This is a genomic window from Methylobacterium indicum (assembly GCF_001043895.1).
GTDB classification, from domain to species: domain Bacteria; phylum Pseudomonadota; class Alphaproteobacteria; order Rhizobiales; family Beijerinckiaceae; genus Methylobacterium; species Methylobacterium indicum.
The window spans coordinates 1-4733 of record NZ_JTHF01000346.1; the positions used below are offsets into that span (position 1 = coordinate 1).

At 51.9% G+C, this 4733-nt stretch carries 6 protein-coding genes and 1 pseudogene; 1 reads left to right on the top strand and 6 read right to left on the bottom strand.

Annotated elements, in window-relative coordinates; all coding sequences use genetic code 11:
- Positions 1-159: pseudogene (locus QR78_RS33390) on the top strand (IS630 family transposase); the annotation flags it as partial.
- A gap of 562 nt (positions 160-721) precedes the next feature.
- Here QR78_RS33390 and QR78_RS33395 read toward each other — a convergent pair.
- The 6 genes from QR78_RS33395 to QR78_RS34585 all read right to left on the bottom strand — a co-directional run.
- Positions 722-1372, bottom strand: a complete 651-nt coding sequence (locus tag QR78_RS33395) for a T6SS immunity protein Tdi1 domain-containing protein (RefSeq protein ID WP_082172149.1) — start codon at positions 1370-1372, stop codon at positions 722-724.
- The gene (locus QR78_RS33400; protein ID WP_082172148.1) at positions 1372-2280 is read right to left on the bottom strand and encodes a polymorphic toxin type 15 domain-containing protein; all 909 of its coding nucleotides are present in this window, start codon (positions 2278-2280) and stop codon (positions 1372-1374) included. Before QR78_RS33400 ends, QR78_RS33395 begins: the two co-directional genes overlap by 1 nt.
- A 12-nt stretch (positions 2281-2292) precedes the next feature.
- The gene (locus QR78_RS29615; protein WP_158004095.1) at positions 2293-2697 is read right to left on the bottom strand and encodes a DUF4150 domain-containing protein; all 405 of its coding nucleotides are present in this window, start codon (positions 2695-2697) and stop codon (positions 2293-2295) included.
- Positions 2698-2819: 122 nt separating this feature from the next.
- The gene (locus tag QR78_RS34575; RefSeq protein ID WP_125901365.1) at positions 2820-3389 is read right to left on the bottom strand and encodes a hypothetical protein; all 570 of its coding nucleotides are present in this window, start codon (positions 3387-3389) and stop codon (positions 2820-2822) included.
- Between the two features lie 299 nt (positions 3390-3688).
- Positions 3689-4180: a hypothetical protein gene (locus tag QR78_RS34580; protein ID WP_125901363.1), complete on the bottom strand. Its 492-nt coding sequence runs from the start codon at positions 4178-4180 to the stop codon at positions 3689-3691.
- The coding region (locus tag QR78_RS34585; protein WP_208993251.1) for a hypothetical protein at positions 4177-4733 on the bottom strand (557 nt) is incomplete at its 5' end. The genes QR78_RS34580 and QR78_RS34585, both read right to left, overlap by 4 nt.

The window sequence follows — 4733 nt, forward strand, 5'->3', positions numbered from 1 at the left end:
CTCGACGAGAAGAGCCAGATCCAGACTCTCGAGCGCACCCGCCCGAGCAGGCCTGTCACGCCAGGTCGCCCCGAGACACAGACCCACGACGACGTCCGCCACGGCACCACGACCCTGTTTGCCGCGCTCGACGTGCTGGAGGGCACGGTGATCGGGCGACCCACGGCATCGCCGTCGGCGACGCGTCGAAGATCGCCGACGCCGCACGCCCCACCGGGCCGCCGCCCTTGAGCAACCAACGCCCCCACCGCCCCAGCCGCGTCAGGCTCGGCGAGGACGGCACCGTCGGCGGCGGGCGTGACCAGGTCGGCTCGGCCGTTCCCGCCATCGCCCCGCTCCCTCACGACGACCGGCGCAGGCTGCCCGGCAGCAGGTCGTCGTCCGCCGGTGCCGCACGCGCCCGCTGGTCCTTCACGTAGATCGCTTCCCGCCGTGTTGCGCCGGTTCATCCAGAACCGGTCCAGGTGCCGGGTCATCGCGAGCAGCGGCTCCATCAGGACGGCGGCTCCCGGCCCGGTGCCGCCAACCGTCAGGTTCAGCGATTCGCCGATCTCCTGAGTCTGGTCGCTGTGGAGTGCGGCGGCGTGGCCCGCCCGCGCATGGAGGGTCCTTGTCGCCGTGTCGATCGTGTCATCAGACGTCGCTTCAGATCGGCTCCTCGACCCAGTTGAATTCGCCCGATCCCGCGAAATCAGTTCAATGTGCGCAGGCCGGCAGATCCCTACTCTATTCTCTCGAAGCCCCCCGGATAGCGCTCGCTGTCGAAGTGGAGAATGTCAAACTCCTGCGATTGTGCCAGGAGCGCTAGATGAGCTCTGACATCGGTCACGATGAGGTTGCTATGCTCGGGTTGACCGCCCAGAGCGAAAATCGGTGCAAACGAGAAGATCTGATTCTCGCTTAAGGGCCCAAACTTTTTCACAGCAGCATCATATAGCCCATACTCGTCATAGGTGTCTTTCTCAGCAATAAACGGTGCCAAGAACGATCCTTCATTATTGACGTGATTTTCAACATTTGGATCTTCGAAGCATGTAATACGCCCCCTCTGAAAGTCAAATTTAATTGCTCCAAGGACAGCATTCCACGCATAGACAACACCAAACGCTGAAATTAAGTAAGGCACACAATCACTAGGCCGCAAAAGATTTTTTCCGTCAAGGGCGTCATCCAATGATGGCCAAATCAATTCTGGATCGCATGTTCTGAAAATTCCGTCTAACCAGCTAGACACGCCAACTTTTGATAACATATATATTACCATCTCAGGTAATTTTTTTTCGGCGCGACTATGATCAAAACGACGCAATATCGTAGGATTATACATACCAATCACTTCATCAAAATCTTTTTTAAATTTTTCTTTTAACATCACAACTGCTCCTTTTTGCTATATTTATTTGATTCGCCGCAAGCGTCTTGGCCTTTGACTCTAGCACAGAGTTCTATGCTCATTTTCTCGTCCGGCTTCAGACTTTTTGCATGCCGTTCAAATTCGGCTATTCGGCTCGGCCACCCCCCTCCGATGATACTATTGACCAAGCGGTCGCCCATTCGAGTGATAGTGGACAAATTTCCTCCAATAACCTGATCTGGAACGTGAAGCGGTGCGAGATTTTCTATTTCGTTATTCGCCCGAATCCTTGCCTCTGCAGGCGACATATTATTTTTCTGGATGTAATTTTTGATCAATCTTTGCCTTTCATTATTTCTATAATCTATTTCAGAACCGTCCCTTTTATTATTTTTAAAGTGCTGACGTGCATTTTCCCATTCTTCCCGCGTCATTTTATTGACCGCGGCCTCTTGTTCTCGCAATTGGCGACAGAACTCCTTGATAAACACCTCATCCTTCTTCTTGTCGCCCGTCAAATGCTCATCAAGTTTATAGCACCGGATCCGCGTCTGCGTAACCCGAACCGTACCCGATCGCCGACTCGCCTGCGTTTTGGCCTGGGCGTCCGAATCCGACTTCGCCTTTGTTTTGGCATGCGCCACCCCCTCGCCACGAAACCACTTCAGGATCTCGTCACGGTCGACCCCCTGCGCCTCCAGCTCGCGCGCCTTGGCAAACAGCGCGCGCTCGAAGTCGTCCCGCGGCACCTCGTCGACCCACGGCATCGCCGTCGGCGACGCGTCGAAGATCGCCGACGCCGCACGCCCCACCGGGCCACCGCCCTTGAACAGCCAACGCCCCCACCGCCCCAGCCGCGTCAGGCTCGGCGAGGACGGCACCGCCGGCGGCGGGCGTGACCAGGTCGGCTCGGCCGTTCCCGACATCGCAGCGTGCCCTCAGGACGACCGGCGCAGGCTGCCCGGCAGCGGGTCGTCGTCCGCCGGGGCCGCACGCGCCCGCTGGTCCTTCACGTAGACCGCCTCCCCCACCGTGTTGCGCCGGTTCATCCAGAACCGGTCCAGGTGCCGGATCACCGAGGATCCCTCCGCCCGCACCTGCGGCGCGTGGCCGATCGGCTCCGTCACGTCGCCATGCGTCCCCGACTTCACGCCCCCGCCCGTCCCCGCCTCGTCCCCGTGCACGTGCGTCGTGCGCAAGCGCAGGACCATCGCCTTCTGGCCCGTGAACCGCACCGTGTGCGCGTAGGCCTCGAAGTGGTCGGCGTAGTCGACGATCGGGTAGGGCACCGGCACCAGCGCCGAGCCCCGCGGCGTCAGGCACACGTCCGGCGACAGGCTCACCACCCGCGCCTCGTGGGTCTCCCGCAGGCCCTCCAGCGGGCGTTGCGTCGTCCCGGATCGGGGCTTAGATTGATTTTATTTGCACAATCATTCCGCCATTCTCGAATTGACTGATTGCATGATTAATTTTTCCCACCGTGTATTATATTTAAAGCCTTTTCTTTGTATAAATCAATATCGGAATTTGTGAGTTTTTCATACCGAAGCTTAGGAGAAAGCTCGCGATAATTGCTTGTGAGCGCGGAGACAAGCGCGTCATGTGCAGCGTTCTTAAGAGATTTACGATCATGCTCAAGAAATTTGAGAATTAACTCTAGTATATGTAGATTTTTACTGCTTCGATATGCATCACCGGAGACACTAAGGGCGGCAAGTTGCAGCGTATATAGTGCATATTGATCATCTTCAAGATTCAATAATTTTATCACATGGTCTTGATATTTATTGCCCAAATCTAGATCTCGCACCAAAAAACGCAACACTTCTGATTGCAAGATAGGATTATTGATAGATAGTTCACGACTCACGATTTGTTCCCGCGCCGGCGATGCCTCTTTTCTTATTATTATAATGCATTTTGTCTTAATATCTTTGTCGCATGTATTTGCAAAAATCTCACACACTTCGTCGTATTCTTTTTTAGAGAGTCCGACTTGACGTTCTTTTTCGATAAGATAGCTAAGTCTGTTCATAAAACATCACCTTAGGCAAGAAATCGGCGGGTCTCGTCGAGAATTTCTCTAGCTTCTAGCAATATATATTTTGTAGTATTCACTTCGCTAAGCACTAGATCCAAATATTAAAGTCGGTTTTTATCAGATTTCATGATATGAAGCATCCTATTTTAATTATAAATTATTTCCTGTAGGTGATTTTAATTTTCGTTATACGAATAATTTTAAATTTCTGCTATTTAATTATAGTGATTCGGGGTATAGCGCGGGCGATCTTTAATTAATGATAATATTAACATGTCGTTAAGTACGAATTTTTATCGCCCTAATGTAAAATATTTTTCGATCGACTCGGATATATATTTTTTGTCCATCGCTGTAAAATAAGGCTCTCTGGAAAATGAAGTCGCCACTTGTCGCAGTTTTTTTGTGTTTATTGCTCTATTTTTTTTTAAAAACGTTTTACGCGCAAAAACTATATAAAATTTATGCTCTGAGGGTAGCCACATTACGGCATTTTCATGTTGAAATATTATATTTACGAAGACTTCTTCATAGCTATGATCAAAAAATCCTTGAAATAAGTCATCCCTGTTATCGATTTGACTGTATGAAAGATCGCCATCAAACTGGCAGTGCGCTAATTCAAAGCCCATTGGCTTTTCACAAAAACTATTGACAATTTCATCGAATTCGTCCTTTCCAGGTGATTCGATCAATAAAACCCCGTCAAAATCGTTCGCTGATATCCACTCCATTTTTGGCGACATATCCTCGTCGAGATTGGATTTTTGAATGAATTTGTTCATGGCCCAAACCTGATTTCTGTATTCCGTCCGTTCGATCTTTGTATGTCCAGACTGGGTTCTTTAGGATTGCCGCTATTCCCCGGTCTAACGACCACCCTGTCCTGTCCAGTTCCAGAGCTGCTATCTATAAGTCCGGTTCTCCCAGGTCCATATTGCGTATTTATTGGTTTTACATCCCTTGGTTTCAGTTGGTCGAATTCTCTATCTGCATCTGTCATTGTTCCAGGCAGGCGACCATGTTTTGTCTTACCTTTTGTCTCCTGTTTGACTTTGGCTTTTTTCTCAAGATCATCGGAAGCTTCGCTCGCCAAGCATTGACCGCTGCAAAGCGCCTGATCATCTCCAATCCCTTTGTCTGCCTCATCTTGGCCCTTGACCATGGCGTTCAGCTTCTTGCCGAACCAGGTGTCGTCCACCGCTCGGCCGTAGCCACCGCCAATCGCCGATCCAGGACCGTATCCGTCACGGTAGCCCTGGGAGAAGCCCGGTGCAAAGCCGGCACCCGCCCCCACCGCGCTCCCGATCACCGCGCCGCCCGCAAGACCGCCCGCTC